This window comes from Microvirga ossetica (genome assembly GCF_002741015.1).
Lineage (GTDB): Bacteria > Pseudomonadota > Alphaproteobacteria > Rhizobiales > Beijerinckiaceae > Microvirga > Microvirga ossetica.
On sequence record NZ_CP016616.1, the window covers coordinates 1,082,700 to 1,104,680 of the forward strand.

24 protein-coding genes are annotated in these 21,981 nt (G+C 62.9%); 11 read left to right on the top strand and 13 right to left on the bottom strand.

Annotation, left to right across the window (positions count from 1 at the left end; translation table 11 throughout):
• Positions 1-66: 66 nt before the first annotated feature.
• Positions 67-453 carry a VOC family protein gene (locus BB934_RS05055; protein WP_335645605.1) on the top strand — a complete coding sequence of 129 codons (387 nt, stop codon included), beginning with the start codon at positions 67-69 and terminating at the stop codon, positions 451-453.
• A 109-nt stretch (positions 454-562) separates the two neighbouring features.
• On the top strand, positions 563-1,510 hold the full coding sequence (locus tag BB934_RS05060; protein ID WP_099508654.1) for an acetamidase/formamidase family protein: 948 nt from the start codon (positions 563-565) through the stop codon (positions 1,508-1,510).
• Here BB934_RS05060 and BB934_RS05065 read toward each other — a convergent pair.
• Both BB934_RS05065 and BB934_RS05070 read right to left on the bottom strand, forming a co-directional pair.
• Positions 1,507-2,760 (bottom strand): DUF763 domain-containing protein, encoded by a 1,254-nt coding sequence (locus BB934_RS05065; protein WP_099508655.1) that lies wholly within the window; start codon positions 2,758-2,760, stop codon positions 1,507-1,509. The genes BB934_RS05060 and BB934_RS05065 overlap by 4 nt on opposite strands.
• A 289-nt stretch (positions 2,761-3,049) precedes the next feature.
• A complete protein-coding gene (locus BB934_RS05070) occupies positions 3,050-4,543 on the bottom strand; it encodes a DEAD/DEAH box helicase (protein ID WP_099508656.1) in 1,494 nt (497 codons plus the stop codon).
• 270 nt (positions 4,544-4,813) lie between these two features.
• Between BB934_RS05070 and BB934_RS05075 the strand changes: the two genes are divergently transcribed.
• The 3 genes from BB934_RS05075 to glpK all read left to right on the top strand — a co-directional run bounded on the left by BB934_RS05075 (position 4,814) and on the right by glpK (position 9,189).
• Positions 4,814-6,013, top strand: a complete 1,200-nt coding sequence (locus BB934_RS05075; RefSeq protein ID WP_099508657.1) for an MFS transporter — start codon at positions 4,814-4,816, stop codon at positions 6,011-6,013.
• A 143-nt stretch (positions 6,014-6,156) separates the two neighbouring features.
• On the top strand, positions 6,157-7,677 hold the full coding sequence (locus BB934_RS05080) for a glycerol-3-phosphate dehydrogenase (RefSeq protein ID WP_099508658.1): 1,521 nt from the start codon (positions 6,157-6,159) through the stop codon (positions 7,675-7,677).
• 15 nt (positions 7,678-7,692) lie between these two features.
• A complete protein-coding gene (gene glpK, locus BB934_RS05085; RefSeq protein WP_099508659.1) occupies positions 7,693-9,189 on the top strand; it encodes a glycerol kinase GlpK in 1,497 nt (498 codons plus the stop codon).
• Between the two features lie 50 nt (positions 9,190-9,239).
• On the opposite strand, the gene BB934_RS05090 is transcribed toward glpK, so the two are convergent.
• On the bottom strand, positions 9,240-9,665 hold the full coding sequence (locus BB934_RS05090) for an HIT family protein (RefSeq protein ID WP_099508660.1): 426 nt from the start codon (positions 9,663-9,665) through the stop codon (positions 9,240-9,242).
• A 435-nt stretch (positions 9,666-10,100) separates the two neighbouring features.
• Between BB934_RS05090 and BB934_RS05095 the strand changes: the two genes are divergently transcribed.
• Entirely contained in the window at positions 10,101-10,295 is a 195-nt protein-coding gene (locus tag BB934_RS05095; RefSeq protein ID WP_099508661.1) for a con-10 family general stress protein, read from the top strand.
• 68 nt (positions 10,296-10,363) lie between these two features.
• Here BB934_RS05095 and BB934_RS05100 read toward each other — a convergent pair whose 3' ends face one another.
• From BB934_RS05100 to BB934_RS05125, 6 genes are all read right to left on the bottom strand, one after another.
• Positions 10,364-11,260 carry a DMT family transporter gene (locus BB934_RS05100; protein ID WP_237050191.1) on the bottom strand — a complete coding sequence of 299 codons (897 nt, stop codon included), beginning with the start codon at positions 11,258-11,260 and terminating at the stop codon, positions 10,364-10,366.
• 121 nt (positions 11,261-11,381) lie between these two features.
• Positions 11,382-11,930, bottom strand: coding sequence for a hypothetical protein (locus BB934_RS05105; RefSeq protein ID WP_157934040.1), 549 nt, complete (start codon positions 11,928-11,930; stop codon positions 11,382-11,384).
• Positions 11,931-11,956: 26 nt separating this feature from the next.
• On the bottom strand, positions 11,957-12,193 hold the full coding sequence (locus tag BB934_RS05110) for a hypothetical protein (RefSeq protein ID WP_099508663.1): 237 nt from the start codon (positions 12,191-12,193) through the stop codon (positions 11,957-11,959).
• 198 nt (positions 12,194-12,391) lie between these two features.
• Positions 12,392-12,919, bottom strand: a complete 528-nt coding sequence (locus BB934_RS05115; RefSeq protein ID WP_162299142.1) for a PRC-barrel domain-containing protein — start codon at positions 12,917-12,919, stop codon at positions 12,392-12,394.
• A 526-nt stretch (positions 12,920-13,445) separates the two neighbouring features.
• Positions 13,446-13,961: a hypothetical protein gene (locus BB934_RS05120; RefSeq protein WP_157934041.1), complete on the bottom strand. Its 516-nt coding sequence runs from the start codon at positions 13,959-13,961 to the stop codon at positions 13,446-13,448.
• A 302-nt stretch (positions 13,962-14,263) separates the two neighbouring features.
• Positions 14,264-15,070, bottom strand: a complete 807-nt coding sequence (locus BB934_RS05125) for a response regulator (RefSeq protein WP_099508666.1) — start codon at positions 15,068-15,070, stop codon at positions 14,264-14,266.
• Positions 15,071-15,206: 136 nt separating this feature from the next.
• Here BB934_RS05125 and BB934_RS05130 point away from each other — a divergent pair, with 136 nt between their 5' ends.
• Together BB934_RS05130 and BB934_RS05135 are read left to right on the top strand one after the other, a co-directional pair.
• Positions 15,207-15,476, top strand: a complete 270-nt coding sequence (locus BB934_RS05130) for a NepR family anti-sigma factor (RefSeq protein WP_237050192.1) — start codon at positions 15,207-15,209, stop codon at positions 15,474-15,476.
• On the top strand, positions 15,473-16,018 hold the full coding sequence (locus BB934_RS05135; protein WP_099508667.1) for a sigma-70 family RNA polymerase sigma factor: 546 nt from the start codon (positions 15,473-15,475) through the stop codon (positions 16,016-16,018). Before BB934_RS05130 ends, BB934_RS05135 begins: the two co-directional genes overlap by 4 nt.
• A 98-nt stretch (positions 16,019-16,116) precedes the next feature.
• Here BB934_RS05135 and BB934_RS05140 read toward each other — a convergent pair whose 3' ends face one another.
• A complete protein-coding gene (locus tag BB934_RS05140; RefSeq protein ID WP_099508668.1) occupies positions 16,117-16,290 on the bottom strand; it encodes a DUF1328 domain-containing protein in 174 nt (57 codons plus the stop codon).
• 197 nt (positions 16,291-16,487) lie between these two features.
• Here BB934_RS05140 and BB934_RS05145 point away from each other — a divergent pair, with 197 nt between their 5' ends.
• Positions 16,488-16,694, top strand: coding sequence for a hypothetical protein (locus tag BB934_RS05145; protein WP_157934042.1), 207 nt, complete (start codon positions 16,488-16,490; stop codon positions 16,692-16,694).
• Between the two features lie 51 nt (positions 16,695-16,745).
• Here BB934_RS05145 and BB934_RS05150 read toward each other — a convergent pair whose 3' ends face one another.
• Together BB934_RS05150 and BB934_RS05155 are read right to left on the bottom strand one after the other, a co-directional pair.
• Positions 16,746-17,606 carry an SDR family oxidoreductase gene (locus BB934_RS05150; protein WP_099508670.1) on the bottom strand — a complete coding sequence of 287 codons (861 nt, stop codon included), beginning with the start codon at positions 17,604-17,606 and terminating at the stop codon, positions 16,746-16,748.
• Positions 17,607-17,730: 124 nt separating this feature from the next.
• Positions 17,731-19,062: a solute carrier family 23 protein gene (locus tag BB934_RS05155; protein WP_099508671.1), complete on the bottom strand. Its 1,332-nt coding sequence runs from the start codon at positions 19,060-19,062 to the stop codon at positions 17,731-17,733.
• A 163-nt stretch (positions 19,063-19,225) separates the two neighbouring features.
• Here BB934_RS05155 and BB934_RS05160 point away from each other — a divergent pair, with 163 nt between their 5' ends.
• Positions 19,226-20,245, top strand: a complete 1,020-nt coding sequence (locus BB934_RS05160) for an alpha/beta hydrolase (RefSeq protein WP_099512638.1) — start codon at positions 19,226-19,228, stop codon at positions 20,243-20,245.
• Between the two features lie 7 nt (positions 20,246-20,252).
• Here BB934_RS05160 and BB934_RS05165 read toward each other — a convergent pair whose 3' ends face one another.
• The gene (locus BB934_RS05165; protein WP_099508672.1) at positions 20,253-21,200 is read right to left on the bottom strand and encodes an NAD(P)/FAD-dependent oxidoreductase; all 948 of its coding nucleotides are present in this window, start codon (positions 21,198-21,200) and stop codon (positions 20,253-20,255) included.
• A 218-nt stretch (positions 21,201-21,418) separates the two neighbouring features.
• On the opposite strand from BB934_RS05165, the gene BB934_RS05170 reads away from it, so the two are divergent.
• Complete coding sequence (locus BB934_RS05170; RefSeq protein ID WP_099508673.1) at positions 21,419-21,973, top strand: hypothetical protein; 555 nt, start codon at positions 21,419-21,421, stop codon at positions 21,971-21,973.
• Positions 21,974-21,981 lie beyond the last annotated feature (8 nt).

Below are 21,981 nucleotides of genomic sequence, written 5' to 3' on the forward strand. Positions count from 1 at the left end.
CCTCCTCCAGCGACGCCCTATCTAACCGTTCGAACATCGATCGGATCCGGCTTGTGGAGATGGAGCATGACAGCGCTGCTTGCAAAGAAAGACGCCATCGCGACCGTCGCGGTCACGGATTTGGCGAAAGCCAAAGCGTTCTACGAGAACACGCTGGGCCTCGAGCCCGTCGAAGGTGACGAGGGAAGCGTGCAGAGCTACCGCGCCGGATCCTCGACCCTCCTCGTCTATGAATCGAGCTATGCTGGCACCAACAAGGCAACGGCCGTCACCTGGCCTGTCGGCGACGATCTGGATGCGGTCATCCGTGACCTGAAGGCGAAAGGCGTCACCTTCGAGCATTATGACATGCCGGGCGCAAAGCATGACGGCGATGTCCACGACTTCGGCAAGCTGCGCGTGGCGTGGTTCAAGGATCCGGACGGCAATATTTTCAATCTCGGGAATTTCTAGATCGGATCCTGATTGTCGCTCGGTTTTCCTCGACGAAAGAAAATGCGAGATAGCCAAGACGCCGAGGCGCCGCATCGGCAACTCTCATGCAGCTGAACCGAGGTACCCCGTGGCCGAACACCGACTCGATGCATCCCCCGAGACCATTCACTGGGGCTATTTCGACGCGAAGCTTCCGCCGCTCCTGACGATCGATTCCGGCGACACGGTCACGATCTCGACCGTCTCCGGCGGGCCGGAGGCGATGCCCGGAGCGCCCTTCGTCATCCCGCAGGCGCTGTCTGCCATTCATGCGGCCCACAAGCCTAAGCTGCCGGGGCACATCTGCACAGGCCCGGTCGAGGTGCGGGGTGCCAGGGCCGGCCAGGTTCTCGAGGTCCGCATCAAGGACGTCGAGCTGCATTACGATTGGGGTTTCACCTTTTCCGCACCGTTGAAAGGCGCCCTGCCCGACGATTTCGACGAGATCCACTTCATGAATATTCCGCTCGATCGCGAGCGGATGACCGGAAAACTGCCCTGGGGGCTGGAACTGCCCTTAAAACCGTTCTTTGGCGTCATGGCTGTCGCGCCGCCGGCTGCCTGGGGCGCGCTCAGCACCCTGCCGCCGCGCCGCAACGGCGGCAATCTCGACAACAAGGAACTCGTGGCCGGCACCACCCTCTACCTGCCGATCCATGTGGACGGCGCCCTGTTCTCGGTCGGCGACGGGCATGGCGTCCAGGGCGACGGCGAGGTTTGCGTCACCGCCATCGAGACCGGGCTGATCGGCACCTTCGAGCTGCATCTGCGCGAGGACATGCACCTCACCTGGCCGATGGCCGAGACGCCGACTCATATCATGACCATGGCCTTCGATCCGGATCTCGACGATTGCGTAGTCATCGCGCTGCGCACCATGATCGACCTGATCGCCGCCCGTACCGGCGTTACCAAGGCGGAGGCCTATGCCCTATGCAGCCTCGCGGCCGACTTGCGCATCACGCAGGTGGTCAACGGCAACAAGGGCGTCCACGTGATGCTCGACAAGAGCCTGCTGCAGAAGGCGCGGCGCTAACGATCACCGTCCAGCGGCGGCTCATCTCCGAAGATGGAGCGGCCGCCGTAGGAATGGGACTTCGCCCGCTCCCGGCGGATATGCTCTTCCACGTCGGGACCCGTGGCATGGCGCTCCAGAGCACGGGCTTGCTGGTCCAGACGCTGGAGAGCGAAAAGCTCCTCCTGCTGACCGAGCTTCGCCTTCTGGACCGCCGATTTCAGCACGCGGATGGTCTCGTCGTAGACGCGCACCGGCACCGGATATGGGTGCCGGTCCTTGCCGCCATGGGCGAACGAGAAGCGCGCGGGATCACTAAAGCGGCACGGCGTGCCGTGCACGACCTCCGCCACCATGGCGAGCGCCTGCACGGTCCGCGGCCCAACGCCGGGCGTCATGAGAAGGTCGGGGAAGTCCTCTGGCCCGCGATTGGCCGCCGCCGCAAGGGTCCCGTGCAGCCTGCGCAACACCACATCCTTCGCGCGCACGTCGTGGTGCTCCGGCATCACCAGATGCGGCAGCAGCGGCTGCGGGCTGGCAACCGGCGTCGCGGCCGCTTCGCGTTCTTCGAGCGCCAGGAATTTGCGGGCAATGCCGTCAGGCCCCAGTGATCCCAGGATCTCGATCTGCGCTTGGCGTGAGGCCTCTGCCCGGCGGTCGGTGAGATTGACGATCGTGCCCTGTCCTTGCCCATCGATGGCCGTGTGCGGCTCGTCGACGAAGCTTTCGAGATCCTCCGACAGCCAGTGATAACGGCGCGCCTGCCGGGATGTGTCGTTCATCCCCTGCTGGATCACGGCCCATTTGCCGTCGTCGGTGACGATGAAACCGTGGAGATAGAGATCGAACCCGTCCTGGATCGCCGCGCTGTCGACCTTCGCCACAAGCCGGCTGGCATCCGCGAGCATCGCGCCGTCGAAGCCGACGCGCTCGCCGATGGCGACCAGCTCGTGCGGCGTCTGCCGCGAGTGCTTCCCCCGCCCGCCGCAGACATGGATCCCGAGCTCATTCGACAGCGGCGTCAGCCCGCGCTTGAGCGCACCGAGCACACTCGTGGTGATGCCGGAAGAGTGCCAATCCATGCCCATCACCGCTCCGAAGGACTGGAACCAGAAGGGATGGGCGAGCCGGCGCAGCAGCTCGTCGCGCCCGTAATGGTGCACGACGGCCTCGCTGATCACGCCGCCGAGGCGCGTCATGCGATCGGCCAGCCATTTCGGCACCCGGCCCGAATGCAGCGGCAGATCGGCACTTCCGGCGCGCTTGGCCATCGGGCGGAATCTCCTGAGAGCTTGAGTGTTACAGCAGCCTCACCTCTCCCATGGGGAGAGGTCGGACCGCAAGGTCCGGGTGAGGGGTTACAGGTCTATCCGGAGCAGGCGTAACCCCTCATCCGCCGCGCTGTCGCGTGTCGACCTCTCCCTCAAGGAGAGTGAACCAGTGCCTGACCCTCGTAGGCTATCGCAGGCACCCCCAACCCGCCCCTTCCCACAAGGGAGAGGAGGAAATTTGAGCTTTTCATGGAAAAGGCGCCTTGCGGCGCCTTTTCCATGTCTTGCCTTAGCGGCGGCGGGGGCTCTTTTCGAGCCAGGCCACCTGGGCCCCATCTCCGCGGCGTCCGTCCTGACGGCCGGAGGCCGGCTTTCCTTGAGCGGAGCGCTGGCCCTGTGCCGGACGCTGCCCCTGTGCCGGACGCTGCCCCTGTGCCGGACGCTGCTGGTTCCCGGCGGGCTGGCCACCCTGCGGCTGAGCATTGCCGCCGGGCTTTCCGCCGTGACCGCGGCGGCGCTTCGGGCCCCGCTCGGCGTTCGGATCGGCACTGCGCGACTGGCCATGGCCCTGATGCCCGCGGGCGTGGGGAGCCGGACGACCGCGCTGCGGCTCGCGACGCTCAGAGGTCTCGGAAGCTGCCGAAGCGGCGGGAAGCCCTTCCGGCAGGGCCTGGACCGGCACCTTGAGACGGGTCAGCTTCTCGATGTCCTTCAGGTACGCCTTTTCCTCGTCGTTGCAGAACGAGATCGCAAGGCCGGTCGCGCCGGCACGCGCCGTACGGCCGATGCGGTGGACGTAGGACTCAGGCACGTTCGGCAGGTCGTAGTTGATGACGTGGGAAACGCCCTCGACGTCGATGCCGCGCGCGGCGATGTCGGTCGCGACCAGAACCCGGCACGAGCCGTCACGGAAGCCCGCAAGCGCACGCTCGCGCTGCGGCTGCGACTTGTTGCCGTGGATGGCTGCTCCTGCGATGCCGGCCTTGTCGAGGCCGCGCACCACCTTGTCCGCACCATGCTTGGTGCGGGTGAAGACGAGGACGCGCTCGATGGACGGATCGCGCAGGAGCGTTTCGAGCAGGACCTGCTTGCGGCCGGTCTGCACGAAGATCACGCTCTGCTCCACGCGTTCGGCGGTGGTCGCCACCGGAGTGACGGCCACATGCGCCGGATTGCGCAGGAACGATTCGGCGAGCGTCGAGATCGTCTTCGGCATGGTGGCCGAGAAGAACAGGCTCTGGCGCTCCTTCGGCAGCAGCGTCACGATGCGCTTCAGCGCATGGATGAAGCCGAGGTCGAGCATCTGGTCGGCCTCGTCGAGGACGAGGATCTCGATGTCGCGTAAGGACAGCGCCCTGCGGTCGATGAGGTCGATCAGGCGGCCGGGGGTGGCCACGAGAACGTCGACGCCACTGGCCAGCGCCTTCTCCTGGCGGGAGATCGTGACGCCGCCGAACACCACCTCGGTGGTGAGCCGGAGGTTACGGCCGTAGACACGGAAGCTGTCGGCGATCTGGCTGGCGAGTTCACGGGTCGGGCTGAGCACGAGCACGCGGGGACTCTTGGGCCGGCGCGGCTTCGGGTTCGCATTCAGGCGATGCAGGATCGGCAGCGCGAAGGCGGCCGTCTTGCCGGTGCCGGTCTGGGCGATGCCGCAGACGTCGCGACCTTCCATGGCATAGGGAATGGTCTGGGCCTGGATCGGCGTGGGCTTCTCATAGCCTTCGGCAGTCAAGGCCTTCAGGATCGGCTGGGCCAATCCGAAATCGGTGAAAAGTGTCAAGGTATATCGTCTTTCGAACGGATGCGGTGAGCCGCAAAGCATGTTCGGCTAAATCAAGCTGGGCGCTTCAGGGCTCTTTGAGGCGAGAGCCCGCGTGATGGGGCCGTCGTATGATGAGCGATTGAAGAAGGGGACCGGGGTCTTCGCCGTTTTGCGATTATCCGTCACGCAGTCCCGCTCAAGCTGCTCGATGATCGAGCGCCGTCGCCTGCTGTGCATATGGAGGCTAAAAACCTATCCGTCAACAGCAAGGCCTGACATAAAGCTGAAATGTCTCCTTCCGGCTCCATGCCCTGGCGCTTCGTTTCCGCCCTGTCGTTCACGCAGCTCATCTCGTACGGGACGCTTTTCTACGCTTTTGCGCTCATCATCGAGCCCATGGAGCGGGAGCTCGGCTGGTCGAAATCCGAACTGACAGCGGCTTTCTCCCTCGCTCTCACCTCCTCGGCCTTCTTTGCGGTCCCGGTCGGACGGTTGATCGACCGGGGTTACGGCCGGGCGGTGATGACCGGCGGCTCCATTCTCGCCGCCCTCCTCCTCGCCCTGTGGGCGCTGACGGAGCATTATCTGGCCTTCGCGCTGATCTGGCTGGCGATGGGTGCAGCCATGAGTTCGGTGTTCTACGAGCCCGGCTTTGCCGTCCTCGCCACCCGCCTCGGCCTCCTGACCCGCCGCGGCATCACCATCATGACCCTAGTGGGCGGCTTTGCCAGCACGGTCTTCATCCCCCTGACCCATCTTCTCATCGAGGCTTACGGCTGGCGCGTGGCGCTTCTTATCTTGGCGGCGCTGAACATCGGCATCTGCGCCCTCCTGCATGCGACAAGCATCCCGCCCGCTCCGGTCCGGGCGCAGCATCGGGGTGGCAGCGCGGTCGCGCCACCTACCACGAACCCGCGCTGGATCCTCGCCAAGCCGGCCTTCTGGCTCTTCGTGGCCACCAATGTGCTCCTGGGGATCATCTCGACAGGTATTCCCGTCCATCTCATCCCGATCCTGCTGGAGCGCGGCTTCACCCTCGATGCGGCGGTCGCTGCCTATGCGGTGATCGGCCCGGCCCAGGTCTTGGCGCGCTTCCTGACCGGATTCGGCGAACGGGCGATGAGCCTGCGGGGGATCGGCGTCCTGACCATGGCGCTCAGCGTCCTCGCCTTCCTAGTCCTGCCCTTCATCCCGGCAGGGTCCTGGCTGATCCTGGGCTTTGCCGGGTTTTTTGGCGCCTCCAACGGCATGATCACCATCGTGCGGGCCCTGCTGCCCCCGGAGCTGTTCGGCCGCGACAATTACGGTGCGATCCAGGGCATGATCGCGATGCTGGTCCGGCTCGCCATGGCGGGCGCACCCTTTGCCTTCGGCGCTCTCTGGGCCTGGCGCGGCAGCTACGATGCCGTCCTACTCTCATGCCTCGCCATGTCGGTGTTTGCCTTCGTGGCTTTCATGCTAAACCTTGCCCTGGCAAAGGAGCCCTGAGCTACCGGAGGGCGCTCCCGAACGAAAGGCACCTCTGATCGTCCTCAAAAGGCCGTTTCACTTTCGAGGCCGATGCTTTAGACGGCTAAGAAAATCATGTTCTGGGCATCCGGGTTATCCCGTTGGAAGGAAAGACGCATTCCGTGGCGACAGTGACCGATCTTCTGATTGTGGGCGGCGGCATCAACGGCGCGGGCATCGCGCGCGATGCCGTGGGCCGTGGCCTCTCCGTGGTGCTCTGCGAGCAGGGCGACCTTGCCGGCTACACCTCCTCCGCCTCCACCAAGCTGATCCATGGCGGCCTGCGCTACCTGGAATATTACGAGTTCCGTCTGGTGCGCGAGGCCCTGTTCGAGCGCGAGCGCCTTTTGAACTCCGCGCCGCACATCATCTGGCCGTTGCGTTTCATCCTGCCCTACGAGAAGGGCATCCGTCCCGCCTGGCTCGTGCGCCTCGGCCTGTTCCTCTACGACCATCTGGCCCCGCGCAAGAAGCTGCCGGGCACGGAGACTATCAAGCTCACCCGGCATCCTGCCGGCCAGGCCCTGAAGCCCGGCTTCGACACCGCCTTCGTCTATTCCGACTGCTGGGTCGAGGACAGCCGCATGGTAGCGCTCAACGCCATCGACGCTTTCGAGAAAGGCGCCGACATCCGCGTGCGCACCAAGCTCGTCTCCGCCCGCCGGGACGGCGATGTCTGGGTGGCGAGCCTTCAGAACGTGGAGACGGGCGAGACCCAGGACGTCCGCGCAAAGGTCATCGTCAATGCCGGCGGCCCCTTCGTGGCCGATGTGCTCAACGCCAAGCTCGGGCTCAACACCAAGAAGAACGTGCGCCTCGTGAAGGGCAGCCACATCGTGGTGCCGAAGCTCTTCGACACCAAGGAAGCCTTCATTCTCCAGAACACGGACAAGCGGATCGTCTTCGCGATCCCCTACCAGGAGAAGTTCACGCTCATCGGCACCACCGACATTCCGGTCGAGGCCGTGCCGGACAAGAAGGTCACGATCAGCGACGACGAGATTCAGTATCTCTGCAACGTCGTGAACCACTTCTTCAAGAAGTCGGTGACGCCGGCGGATGTGGTCTGGACCTATTCCGGCGTGCGTCCGCTTTTCGACGACGGCTCCTCCAACGCCTCCGCCGTGACCCGCGACTACGTGTTCGACATGGATGCGCCGCAGGGCCAGGCGCCCGTGCTGTCGATCTTCGGCGGCAAGATCACCACCTTCCGCAAGCTCGCCGAACACGCCCTCGACGAGCTGAAGACCTATTTCCCGACCATGAAGCCTGCATGGACGGAAGATGCCAAAATGCCGGGCGGCGACATGCCGGATGCGGATTTCGACCGCTTCTTCGCCACTGTGCGCCAGCGCTGGCCTTTTCTGCCCGAACAGGTCGCTCACCGGCTCGCCCGTGCCTATGGCACGCGGATTGAGGAGCTTCTGGGCTCCGCCAAGGCGCTTGCCGATCTCGGCGAGGATTTCGGTGCCGGCCTGACGGCGGCGGAAGTCGATTACCTGGCGCGCCGCGAATGGGCGCGCAGCGCCGAGGACATTCTCTGGCGCCGGTCCAAGCTCGGTCTGCATGTGCCAGTTGACGCTGCCGCCAGGATCGATGCCTACTTGGCCAAGAAAAATGTGGCCTCCGTCGCCGCACAATAAATTTTGGGGAAGATTATGGCTCAATATGTCGGCGCCATCGACCAAGGCACGACCAGCTCGCGCTTCATCGTTTTCGACAAGGCCGGGACTATCGTCTCGTCAGGCCAGAAAGAACACGAGCAGATCTACCCCAAGCCCGGATACGTGGAGCACGATCCGCTGGAGATCTGGCGCAACACGAAAGAGGTGATCCGGGAGGCCCTAGCAAAGAAAGGGCTGTCGCCCCGCGACCTCGCCGCCATCGGCATCACCAACCAGCGCGAGACAACGCTGATCTGGGACAAGCGCACCGGCAAGCCCCTGCATCACGCTCTGGTGTGGCAGGACACCCGGGTCGATGCGGCGGTCGAGGAGTTCGCTCAGGACGGCGGTTACGACCGCCTGCGCACCAAGACCGGCCTGCCGCTGGCGAGCTATTTCTCCGGGCTGAAACTACGCTGGCTGCTCGACACCGTGCCCGGTGCCCGCGAGAAGGCGGCTTCCGGCGATGTGCTGTTCGGCAATATCGACACCTGGCTGGTCTGGAACCTTACCGGCGGAGTCGATGGCGGCTGCCACATCACCGATGTGACCAATGCCAGCCGCACGCAGCTCATGAACCTGCAGACCCTTGCATGGGACGAGGAGATCCTGCGGCTCTTCGATATTCCGCGCGCCTGCCTGCCGGAGATCAGGTCGTCGAGCGAGGTCTATGGCGAGGCGACCGACGATCTGGCCGGCGTGCCGATCGCCGGCATCCTCGGCGATCAGCAGGCGGCCCTCGTGGGGCAGGCCTGCTTCCAGCAGGGCGAGGCCAAGAACACCTACGGCACCGGCTGCTTCATGCTCATGAACACCGGCGAGACCCCCTATTCTTCGAAATGCGGCCTTCTCACGACGGTCGGCTATCGCTTCGGGCAGGAGAAAGCGGTCTACGCGCTGGAAGGCTCCATCGCCATCGCCGGCGCGCTGGTGCAATGGCTGCGGGACAATCTCGGCCTGATCGAGAAGAGCAGCGATATCGAGGTCCTCGCCCGCGGCGTCGAGGACAACGGCGGCGTGACCATCGTGCCGGCCTTTTCAGGGCTCTATGCGCCGCACTGGAACTCCCATGCCCGCGGCCTGATCGGCGGCCTCACCCGCTACGCTAACAAGGGCCATATCGCCCGCGCGGCGCTCGAGGCTACGGCGTTCCAGACCCGCGAGGTGCTGGATGCCATGACCAAGGACACGGGCATCGCCGTCAAGGAATTGCGCACCGACGGCGGCATGGTCGTCAACGAGCTTCTGATGCAGTTCCAGGCCGACATCCTCGACGTGCCGGTGGTGCGTCCGAAGGTGATCGAAACGACCGCGCTGGGAGCAGCCTATGCGGCCGGCCTCGCGACGCGGTTCTGGGCCGGGCCGGACGAGCTCATCCGCAATTGGGCCGTCGACAAGCGCTGGACGCCTGCCATGGAGGCCTCCCGCCGCGATCGTCTGAATGCGGAATGGAACAAGGCCATTACCCGATCGCTCGACTGGGCCGACTGATACCGGGATATGGCGGCGGCGATCTGCGCGGGGTTGCCGCCGTCATGTCCTCAGGCCGACGGCAGAGCGGCGCGTATTTTCGCAGCGAGTTCCACCAGAAGTTCAGGCTTCTCCATCTGTCCCGAATGGGGCTTCAGCGGCACGCCGTCGAAGCGGGGAAGCACATGGAAATGGATGTGGAAGACCACCTGCCCGCCGGCGCTCTCGTTGAACTGCTGGATCGTCAAGCCATCGGCTGAGAGCGCGCTCTTGGCGGCCTTCCCCACGACCTGAACGGCTTGCACCAGTTCCGCCAGAACATCGGGAGAAACATCGAGAAGGTTGCGGGCCTTGGATTTGGGAATGACGAGCACATGGCCGTCGCCGCGCGGCATGACATCCATGAAGGCCAGGATGCGATCGGTCTCGTAGACCTTGTGGCACGGAAGCTCGCCGCGAAGGATCTTCGCAAACACGTTGTTATCGTCGTAAGTCATCCCGCCCTCTGTTCCTGAGCCAGCATGGTCGTCTGGCAAGCCTTTTATACCGAACCGGCCCGACAATCACCCGTCTAGACGGGCGCTTCCACTACGGCACGAGCACTGTCTGCAGCCTTCCCTTTCCCGGCTCACGACGGTTACCGGTCGGTTCACGGACCCGTGGCTCGAAGACGCACAATATGCGTCGCGTTGTTCGCAAATAAATCGGGCCGCTCGACATTGTCGCATCAAGTACCCCGACAGCGGTTCTTTTATTCCCATGAACAAAATATTGCCACGTTTATTCCCATCCAAGTCCAGCTTTAAGCGTAACAATTCGCTAGAGCTGAATATTTTCGGAAATTTTTTTGCAAAGGTTCCCTCATTCAAATCGGAACCATCGAATCCCCTTGCGGTTGAAGAAACACGAACACCATTGATAAGGAGGCACAAATGACGCCAGGTAGTTCGACCTCGAAGCGTGGCTTCGCGTCGATGGATTCTGACCGGCAGCGCGAAATCGCGAGCAAGGGCGGGAAAAGCGTTCCTGCCGAGAAGCGGTCTTTCTCACAGGATCGTGAGCTTGCCTCGGAAGCCGGCCGCAAGGGCGGCCAGGCCTCGGGCAGCACCCGCGGCAATCAGGAATAATTGCTGTTGAGCAAAGTTAAGGGGCCACGTGGCCCCTTAACCTTGAGGATCTACACTTAGCAATCCATTCATGCCTGAGCAGGAACCCTTCGGGGCTCTGTCAGAGAGAGTGCTGTTGCGGCCAGCATGGTTGCCATTCCGACAGCCTCCGCGATGCCAAATGGCTCATCCGCGAAGATTACGCCGACCGCGACGGCGATGACCGGGCTGACGAACGAATACAGACCGGCTCGAAAAGCGCCCCAGTCCCGCACCAGCGACAGATAGATCGAGAACGCGACCAGCGAGCCTCCAAGAACGAGGACGCTAAGGCCTAGGATTACCCTGCCGTCGGTAAGAGCCCTGACATACGCAGGATCATATCCCTCGACGACAAGTGAGATCGGCACGAGGGCGATCCCGCCGATCAGGCTTTGCCAAAAGGCCAGTACCAGCGGCGACATCGATAGGGTTAGAGGTCGGCTGACCACGGAACCCCAGGCGTATGAGGCCGTCGCGACGACGACCGCGGCGAGTCCGGAGGCCGCCATGATGCCATCCTGCGAAACACCGGTGCGTCCGGAGAACAGAAGCACCAGTCCCAGAATGCCGAGCCCGATTGCGCCCATCCGGCGCATGGTGATCCGCTCCTGCCCGTAAAGTGCCCCGATCACCATCAGAAAGATCGGCAGCAAGGACAGGTTTACGATCGCTGACAGTCCGGTTGGAGCTCTTGCTACGCCCCAGAACAGCAACCCGTGACAACCGGTGTTGACGAGCAGGGAAGCAGCGACGATCCGGCCGAACGGGCCGGCGCGCAAGCCCAACCCTTGAGCCAGCGCGACCAGATAGAAACACGCTGCGGCTAGCAGGAAGCGTACGGAAGCTAGAAAAATCGGCGGAATGGCCTCTGAAGCCACCTTCATCGGCAACCATGTCAGGCCCCAGATGAGCGCCATCAGGGAAAATGCTGCGATGCGGCTCACGCCAGGCACCTGCGGACAGGCATGCAATCCTCAAGAGGTGATTTTAGACTGCTGCGGATGGTGGCAGCAGGAGAACGGATTGACCAGCCGCAGGCCTTGGCGTTTGCACAGGTGGGAAATTTCAGTTTCTGAAATTGAACTCCGCTTTGGTCAAAGCGGCTTCGATGAGAACCTCTTCGTGCGTTCCGCAACCCGTGATCGCCCTGAACTCGGACAGATCCGGCAGCTGGAAAGCAAGGGCGCCGAGATCGATCTGGCGGACAAGTTCTCCCGCGAGGGTCGCCATGGCGTCGAGTGACACCGCACCCAGATAGGCCGTCGCCTCAAGCGCGACTTCCGATACGGGATTGCGCGAGGATCCGATCAGCACCAGGAGGCAATACTCGTCCGTGCTGCCATGCCGGGACCCGAGTGGACGATGGGAAAACGACCTGCCCCGCTGCCGGGTCAGGGAGAAGGCGAGGAGAAGCAAGTCCGATACAATCCCCTTTGCCGTTTCGGCGGTCGTATAGTTTGCCAGGGCCTGTTCGGGCGCGTCGAGAAGTGCAAGATCGTAATGGTCATCGAGACTGTCCAGAGACCGGAAGACATCGATCACCGGGACCATGCTCGGATGAAGCAGCACGGCAACCGGCTCTCGTAAGTTCGACGTGGGGAACGCTTCACGCATGGACAGGCAGCCTCGGGCTTTTGGACTTAAACACGATGCCCCAGTGCCGTCGGGACGACATGCGGCAAGGCCGGAACGAGGAGATGCCGGCGCACCATCAGGGGGCATGTAACCTCGTCATCATGGCAGTCGGGAATGATGCCGCTCAGCATGGAGGCGACGGACGGCCTGTCCCTTGCGGGAGAGCTCGATGCGAGCCGGGAGAACTCGTCCGGCAGCTCTTCGTGGCACAGCACCGCGTCCAGTTCATTTGTGGCTGTCATCGTTCCCTCCGCATTGCTCTTGCAACGGCAACGTATGCGCCACCCCGTGGTTCCTCCTGCGGCAAGAAGTCTGGCCACGATTGGGACGAATGCCCGGCCGGCCCGATTGCGCGTTCTGTTTCGCCTAACCGCTATCAGTGACAAAAAAGGCGCCCGGGGAGACCCCAGGCGCCGTATCGATAGGAATCGATACTCCGTTTATTGCGGAGTAGCGGGCCGTGTCGCACCGGACGTGCCGGTGGTCGTGCTCGCGTTGTCGCCGTCTTCATCGAACGCCGGAGCTGCCTGAAGCTCTGCCTTCGTCATGCGGAGCATGACGCGCTCGGGCTTGTTCTGGTCCTTGGCGGCCGTATTGGTGGTCGCCATGCTGGTGGACGGCGCAGCGCCGGTTGTGGTTGTGCCGGTCGCGGCGGTGCCCGTTGCAGTCGAGCCGGTCGTCGAAACGTTCCGGTTGCTGCTGTCGGCAGCCTGGGCCTGCTCGGCGCTCAGGAACTCCAGCGTCTTGAACGGAACGGCCACATCCTTCTCGCCGATTCCGAGGAAACCGCCCACTCCTACCACAGCCGCCATGATCTGGCCGTCACGGCCCAGAATCACGTCGTTGATGTCGCCGATCGACTCGTTGTTGGCGCTGACCACGCGTGTTCCGATCAGATCGGACGCCATGATCTGGCTCATCTCCAGCTTGGTCATGAACTGACCGGACGTCGCGCTGCTCTGGCCCATCGTAGATGCACCGGGCTGCATGGCAGGCGAACCTGTGGTCGTCAAGCTGGACCCTGATGCAGCGGGACGATCCGTCGGGCTCGACGGGGTGGTGGAAGTCTGAGCGAAGGCGGGTGCAGCTGCGAAAGCTGTCACGACAAGGCAAGCTGCCATATGCTTCTTCAGCATTGCATATTTCTCCCGAGGTACATTAAATCGCGTTGAGCGCGAATATGCGCTGGATCACTAACGCATAGCATCAGCAACCGTTCCGATTACCGGCACAATCTGACCAATATTATCGGATTCTATGTTTCAAGACGGAAATATTAATACTTGTTAATATTTAAGACCGGAAAGGAGTATCTACCGCCTACCCTTCAACAAGCGGCATTCCTCCATGTCGAAGATGGCAACATTTATTGAAAGGATTGGTTCCATCCCGATGGAACGCATGACGGGACGAACGTCCCGTTCGCGGCGATCGCAGGGACGCACGTCTGCTCTTCCGTGAGACAGGCGAGAGGATTACGAGAAGAGTCCTGCCTTAAGACAGCGACCGATCGAGTGAAGCGAGGCAGAGGCTCGGCATCCTGTTGACGCTGGCTTTGGCGAGCGGACTGACATCGCCCATGCAGCCGACCGGATTACGCGTCCTCTGCTTCTGCTGCTGCGGCGCCTCGTTGCCCTCGCGACGGATGGACGGATGCTGCGAAGGCTGGCTCTGCAACTCTTCCTTGAGAGTCAGAACCGGCAATTCCGTGTTCCGCGCGAAAGTGGTGACGCCCGTGCGAGGGTCCGACTTGTAGAGAACACGCCCATCGCGGTCGCGAAGGATCACGGCGGCATCGGTCACGCCGACGACCTCGACAATCGAGACGGATGTGGGGGTCGCGACCGGAACCGGGCCGGCGACCCGATCCCCTTTCGTGGAAGCGGCCATGGCAGGACGCAATGTATCCGATTGCGCCAGAGGCGACATGCTGAGGATGTCGGGGGCGAAACTTCCGGCAATGAAGAAGACCCCGGCAAGACCGACCAAAGCCACAGGGGTACGTAACATCCCGCTCTCCCGCTCTCTCACCTCAGCAATACGGGAAAACAACGCGACGGTATGTTTGATGTTCCTGTATCCTTCCGTAGGAGCGATGAATAAAAAGGGGGATAAGAACTTGGAACATTTGCTTTCGATACGGCGTTCTTTAGGCACCGGCCTCCTGGTCCTCCCCGCATTCCCCTTGTGCATTGGCCGGCACCTTAGACGGGCTTATGAGCCCGTCTTTTTTTGCGCCCAATACATCGCGGACAAAGAAAAGCCCGGCCATTGGCCGGGCGATTACTTGCTTTTGTTTATCTACGGGACGCTCAGGCCGTGGCGGCACGAGCCTCGCGACGCCGGGCGCTCTGTTGGAAGAACAGGGCCTGACTGATGACGGCAGAAACATTCGCCGGCTGGAAGGGCTTGGCGATCAGGAAGGCCGGCTCCGGGCGCTCGCCGGTCAGGAAACGCTCGGGGTAAGCCGTGATGAAGATCACCGGCACCTCGAAGGCTTTCAGCAGATCGTTGACCGCGTCGAGACCCGAGCTGCCATCCGCCAGCTGGATATCGGCGAGGATCAGGCCGGGCTGCTTCGCAGATGCGAGTTTGACGGCTTCCGTCCTCGTGCGGGCAACGCCGGTCACATTGTGGCCAAGGCCCTCGACAAGAGCTTCGAGATCCATCGCGATCAGCGGCTCGTCCTCGATGATGAGGATGTCGGTGGCCATGTCAGCCGCCAGCTCGCGGCCCGCCTCGTCAACGAGTTCGCGAACCGTCCGCGTATCCACGTCGAGGATCTGGCCGACCTCCTCCTCCCCGAAGCCTTCGAGGCAGGACAGGAGAAAGGCCTGGCGAGGCAGCGGTGTGATCTGACCCAGGCGGACTTCCGCCGGGAGATCGCGCTGGATCTGCTCGCTGCGGCCATTCACCGACAGGGAGTTCCAGATTCGTGTGAAGACCTTGAAGAGTTCGACCTTTACGTTACCGGAAGGGCCGATGGTCTCGGGCTCGCTGACAAGCGTTTCGAGAGTGGCCGCCACATAGGCGTCGCCGGCCATCTGACTGCCTGTCAGGGCGCGTGCGTAGCGGCGAAGATATGGTAAATGCTGGACGACAAGCTGCGCTGTCGACATTCGCTTCCCCTTAGCTGTGCTTTTGGCTCGTTGTACCGATGGTCCATTCAACGCGGCAAAGCTGCAAAAGTTCCATGAATGGAACCGAGCGCGGCAGCCAGCGTTATTGCTCGAAAACGAATATATGGATACTGCCATGGTTGGCCATCTCTTTTCAGGATGGGATGGCAAGGGGACTCAGATGACGGGTGACAAGGGGAATAAGCTGGCTCGTGTCGTGCTGGAGAATTCGCACGGGAGCAAGCTTGCAACCGATCCGAAACTCGACAGCGGCAGCCAGAAACGAATCGGCGACCAGCTTCGCGCGATGTACGACGAGCTCATGCAGCAGCCCGTCCCGGACCGTTTCAGGGATTTGCTCGATCAACTGGACAAAAAGAACGGGGCAAAGGAAGGGTCTCAATGACCCCAGAGCCCGAGCCGGAGCTTCGGGAGGCACTTCTCGCGGCGGTTCCGAGCCTTCGCGCCTTTGCCATCTCGCTGTCCGGCCAGGTCGACCGGGCCGACGACCTCGTTCAGGACACCCTTCTGAGAGCCCTGGCCAATCTGCACCGGTTCGAGCCGGGAACGAACCTGAACGCCTGGCTCTTCACCATCCTTCGCAATCTCTTCCATTCCGAGTACCGCAAGCGCCGCCGCGAGGTGGAAGACCCGGACGGGTCCTATGCCGGCCGGCTCAAGGTCCAGCCCGAGCAGGGCTCGCATCTGGATTTCGAGGATTTCCGCAGCGCGCTCGCCAAGCTCCCAGCAGATCAGCGCGAGGCCCTGCTTCTGGTCGGGGCCTCCGGCTTTTCTTACGAGGAGACGGCACATATCTGCGGCTGCGCCGTCGGCACCATCAAGAGCCGCGTCAACCGCGCGCGCTTCCGCCTCGCCTCCCTCCTGAATGTCGAGGATATCGAAGATCTCGGCCCCGACAGCATGACCCGGGCCGCGCTGCAGGGATAGGACCCAGGAGCGCCCTGCCCTTTCGTCAACAATACGATCTCAACAAAAAAGCGCCGCCTTTGCGAGGCGGCGCTTTTTGACGGAATGCCGAAGCGGCATTACATCGGGGTTCGTCCACGCAGCAGGCCGATCACGGCGGAGATGGCGAACAGAACGATCGCAACGAAGAAAATCAGCTTCGCGATCTCAACGGCCGTGCCGGCGATGCCGCCAAAGCCGAACAGAGCTGCGACGAGAGCGATAATCAGGAAAGTGACAGCCCAACCGAGCATGGTGTTACCTCGCTAACTTACAATCGACGATAAGCCGACGATGCACAAACAACGCCAAGCGCGACTGTGAGGTTCCGCGTCGTCGCACCGGATCGTGAGTGTTCATCGCCCGTTCAACAGTATTCCGGCAGGCTTTTATTCGCATGGAACCTGCCTGTTAGACATACGTTTTCAAGAACACCTGGGAGAGATGACCGATGACCCGTTCAATGGCTCTTCGTGCTTTCTGTATCTTTGCCTTTGTTACCGCGCTCGCCGCGATCACCGGCTGGGCATCGCAGGTCGAAATTGCGGAAGTTCTTTTCTTGATCACCGGTTCTCTTTCCGCCCTCATGCTTTTCTTCGCGGTGGCAACCGCGCCTTCGCAAAGTCTCGTTCCCGTGCGCGTGCGTCGCCGGCACTGAAGCCTCTGCTCCGGTCAACAAAGGCGGCTCGTTCGAGCCGCCTTTTTCATGTCAGGCTTCTGTCGCCTCGCCGCCGTTAGGATGCAGGACGGATCCGCTGACATAGGAAGAATCTTCGCAGGCCAGGAACAGGTATGCGGGCGCCACCTCGTTCGGCTGCCCTGGGCGCTTCATAGGCGTTTTCGCACCGAACTGCTTCACCTCTTCCGCCGAGAAGGTCGATGGGATCAACGGCGTCCAGATCGGCCCTGGTGCCACACCGTTGACGCGGATGCCCTCGCCCGCAAGCTTCTGCGCCAGCGACCGAGTGAAGGCGACGATGGCGCCTTTGGTCGCGCTGTAGTCGAGCAGATGGGCACTGCCGCGATAGGCTGTGACGGATGTGGTGTTGATGATCGCAGCCCCCTTCTTCAGATGCCGCATGGCGGCCTGCGTCATGTAGAAATAGCCGTAGATGTTGGTGCGGAAGGTCCGCTCGATCTGATCGGGCGTGATCTCCTCGATCTCTTCCTTCGGATGCTGCTCGGCGGCATTGTTGACGAGCACGTCGAGCCGACCGAAGCGCTTGATGACTTGGTCGATGGCGGAACGGCAGAAATCGGGATCGCCCACATCGCCGGCGATTGTCAGGCATGCGCCCCCTTCCCTTTCCACGAGACGCTTTGTCTCCTGTGCGTCCTCACTCTCGTTCAGATAAAGGATCGCAAGATCGGCTCCCTCGCGGGCGAAGAGAACGGCCGTCGCCCGCCCGATGCCGCTGTCGCCGCCGGTGATAAGAGCGACCTTGCCCTTGAGGCGTCCGCTGCCGGGATAGCGCGGCTCGTAATCGGGCCGCGGCTTCATCTCCGTCTCGTGACCGGGCTGATGATCCTGCACCTGCGGCGGCAAGGTCTGTTTCTGTTCGGAACTCATGCTGACATCCTTCGAAGGAAGTGACGCTCGGGACTTCGGATCGAGGCAGAAGCCGGATGCAAAACGAAGCCCGCGTTGAGGCTCAACGCGGGCTCGAAAAGCGTGTTCCTGAAAAGCGCTGGAGCTAGTGCATCGTGCCCGCCGCTTCGCTCTTATCCGGCGCCATCTGCAGGATGTGATAGAGGATGATGGCGCCGAAGGTCGCGGTGCCGATGCCGTCCAGGGTAAAGCCTGCCACGTTCAGCTTGAAGTTGCCGGCGCCCAGAACGAGGGCCACCGCGACGGTGATCAGATTGCGCGGGTTCGAGAAGTCGACCCGGTTCTCCACCCAGATCCGCCCAGCCGTTGCGGCGATCAGGCCGAACACCACGATCGAGAGACCGCCGAGCACCGGTCCGGGAATGGTGCCGATGAAAGCGCCGAACTTCGGCGACAGGCCGAGCAGCAGCGCGAACCCCGCGGCAATGATGAAGACCAACGTCGAGTAGATCCGGGTCACCGCCATCACGCCCATGTTCTCGGCATAGGTGGTCATGCCCGTGCCGCCGGCGGCGCCGGAGAGTATGGTGGCGAGACCGTCGCCCATGAAGGCGCGCCCGAGATAGGGATCGAGGTTGCGGCCCGTCATGGCGCCGATCGCCTTGATGTGCCCGAGGTTCTCGGCCACCAGGATGATGGCGACGGGAGCGATAAGAGAGATCGCCCGCACGTCGAAGACGGGGCTCTGGAAGGTCGGCAGGCCGAACCAGGCGGCCTGGCCGATCTTCGTGAAATCGATCGGCTGACCGAGGCCCAGGATGTTGGCGCAGACATAATAGATCAGGTAGCCGGCGGCACCGCCGATCAGCACCGGCAGGCGGCGCCACATTCCGGGCGCGTAGACCGCGACGAGACCGACCGCCAGCACCGTGGCAAGCGCGATCCAGCGGGCGAAATTGGTGCCCGCCGCGTTGTCGGGCGTGACGCCGGAGGCGCTGTTGATGGCAATCGGCGCGAGCACGAGGCCGATGGCGGCCACGATGGCGCCCGTGACCACAGGCGGCATCAGCCGCTCGATCCAGCGGTGGCCTGCCATCTGCACCACGAGGCCGATGAGGAAATAGAGCGCGCCTGCCGCGATGATGCCGCCGAGGGCCAGGGAAATGTTCGGGTTCGGGCTGCCGACGCTCGCGCCCGTTGCGACCAGCACCGGGCCGATGAAGGCGAAGCTCGAGCCGAGATAGCTCGGCACCCGGCCGCCGACCACGAGGAAGAAGATCAGCGTCGCGAGGCCCGAGAACAGGATCGAGACATTGGGATCGAAGCCCATCAGGATCGGCGCCAGCACCGTTGCGCCGAACATGGCGACCACATGCTGCAGACCCAGAATCACCATCTGACCGGTCGGCAGCCGCTCGTCCGGCATGACGATGCCTTCGGTCTTCAGGCGCCATCGTGGAAAGTAACCGTCGCTCATCAGATCCCCCAAGCGGTCGCGAATTCGGCCGCAACCTAGACCCGCGAATGCCGAAATGGCTAGGCCGAGAGGATACTTATTAACCGGGGAGACGGGTCGAATTCTGGACAAGATGGCCGATGAGGGTCACATCATTCCCCGATCACGACGGATGAGGATGACCATGCGCAAGGATTACGAAGTGCCCCAAGGCACCGTGCACAGCCTCTGGATCGACAGCCAAAGCCTCAAGGGCAATTTCCTCGGCGACCCCTCCCGGCGCCGGGTCGACGTGTATATCCCCGCAGGGCATGACGGCCGGGACCTTCCCCTCCTCGTCGACCTCGTCGGCTACACGGCCGGCGGCCCGGCCCATACCAATTGGAAGAACTACGGCGAGAACGCGCCGGAGCGCCTCGATCGCCTGATCGGCACCGGCGCCATGCCGCCGGTCGCGGCGGCCTTTCCCGATTGCTTCACGCGCCTGGGCGGCAACCAATATGTCGACAGCGCGGCCATGGGGCCTTGGGAGACCTTCCTGATCCGCGAGATGCTGCCCTTCGTCGAGGAGCGCTTCGGCTGCGGCGGAGACGGGCGCCGGGGCGTGTTCGGCAAGAGTTCGGGCGGCTACGGCGCCATGGTCCACGCCCTCAGGCAGGGCGGCTCGGTCTGGTCGGCGGCCGCCTCCCATTCGGGCGATGTCGGCTTCGAATATCTCTATCATCTCGGCGAATTCGCCGGGGCTTTGCGCCACCTCGTCGACCACAACATGTCCATCGAGGCCTTCCTGCGCAAATTCGAGGCCGGCCCCAAGGCCAAGGACAAGGACTGGCATGTGCTGATGCTGCTTGCCCAGGCGGCGAGCTTCGATCCTGATCCGAGCCAATTCTACGGGGTTCGCCTGCCGGTGGATCTCGCAACCTGCGAGATCATCGAAGAGCGCTGGTCCAACTGGCTGCGCTGGGACCCGCTGCGCATGGTCGACCGGCTCGAGTACCAGGACAACCTGCGCAAGCTGAAGGCCTTCTACATCGATTGCGGCGATATCGACCAGTACAACATGGTCTACGGCTCGCGGATCATGCGCCGGAAGCTCACGGAGGCCGGCATTCCCCACACTTACGAGGAATTCCACGACGACCACTCCTCGGTCGATTACCGCATGGACATCAGCCTGCCGCTGCTCGCCAGGGCGCTGACTTAAATCGGGATCACGCGCCGTCGGGCTCGTCCTCGGTCGGCAACTCGCAATGGTTGTGGATATGGGTCGCGGCCAAAGCGGCATGGCCCATGCCGACCACGATCTGGTCGAGCCCGCGGACGATATCGCCGGCGGCATAGAGCCCTTTCACGGTGGTCTGGCAATGGCTGTCGACGATAAGCCCGCCTGACGGGTCGTGCTCGGCGCCGAGCGAAATCGCCAGATCCGAGCGGTATTTCAGGCCCAGCGCCGAATAGAGCACGTCGAACCGATGCTCCTTGCCGCCCATATGCACGGCGGAAATCCGATCATTCTCGATCTCCAGGGATTCCACGGGGCTCTCGACGATCTTGATGTCGTGCTCGTCGAGCCTTGCCTGCTGCTCCGGGTTCAGTTCGAGTACTTGCCCTAGCGTCAGCAGCGTCACGTCGCGGGAATAGGTGCGCGCGATGAAGACGGCCTCGCCGATGCCGTGAGCGCCGTAGCCGATGACGGCAATCTTGCGGTCGCGGGACTCATAGCCGTCGCAGATCGGGCAATAGCGCACGAGCCCGCGCTGGACCGCATTGGGCATGTCGGGCAGATCGGGCTCGATATCGACCGAGCCGGTGGCCAGCACCACGCGCCGGGCCGCGATCTGCTCCATGCCGCCATCGTTGTCTTCCACCACCGCGATGAAGCGGTCCGGCTGCTTTTGCAGGCCGGTGACCCGCCCTGACTGGATCGTCGCGCCGTATTGCTCGAGATTGGTGCGGGTCCGAGCCAGAATCTCCTGACCGGAGATGCCATCGGCAAAAACCGGGATGTTGTGGCTCGTCGGAATCCAAGCCGCCCTGGGCGTGCCACTGTCGATCACCGCAAAGCGGCGCTTGAAGCGAGCGAGATACAGCCCCGTGGTCAGCCCCGCCGGGCCGCCGCCGATAATCAGGCAATCCAGAATATCCCCGTTTGAGCCCATTCCGCTTCGGTCCCCCTGCTGTGGTTCCAGAAAGCACAACACGTGAGGGTGGGAAAAGGTCGTGAGGCCTGCAACCACTTTGGGTTCGTTCTGCCAAAATCGCCGATCGGCAGCCTCTGGGAGCCCCTTCTGTAGTCATCCGGCCACCCGCGAGATTCCGCTTGACGTTGTGCAAAGCAACGATATAATGTTGTTATTGATGTTGAGGGAGGCCGCACATGCTTGAGGATCAGGATCCGGCGACTGCCCGCATGGCCGACCTCTCCTACGCCATCGCCTCGGCCCGCGCTGTTGTGATGGCGTTGATTGCGCGGGACCGCGATGCAGCGGAGGAAGCTGCCCTGCGCAGCTGCCGCGATTGCGACCTTCTGATCCGTCTCATTCGAGATCTGGCCGGCATGCTGCAGACCAACGACCTCAACCAGCTGACATGCTCTCAAGCCGAACTGAGATGGTTGGCCCGGCGCGCAGCGTACGTGCTGACGTTTGTGGGGGCGCAGGCGCCGAATGCCCGATCACCCCTCTCTCTTTCGGCACAAGGCGAGACCGGCGGGATGCCCGTCGTCAGGCAGCAGGACCGTGCCCCACCGCCAATGCCAAATCGGGTGCCGACGCATCCTGCTTCCTCCGGGCTCACCGTCGCCTCGACCGGTCTGCGGGTACGGCTCATTCCTGTCGATGGAGGTGAAGAAGCTGGCTCCTCACAGGGCGACAAGGAGAGCGACCAGCATGGGCCCGAAGAGGAAGCGCATCCCCCGCCCGTCGAACGCTGAGGACTGTG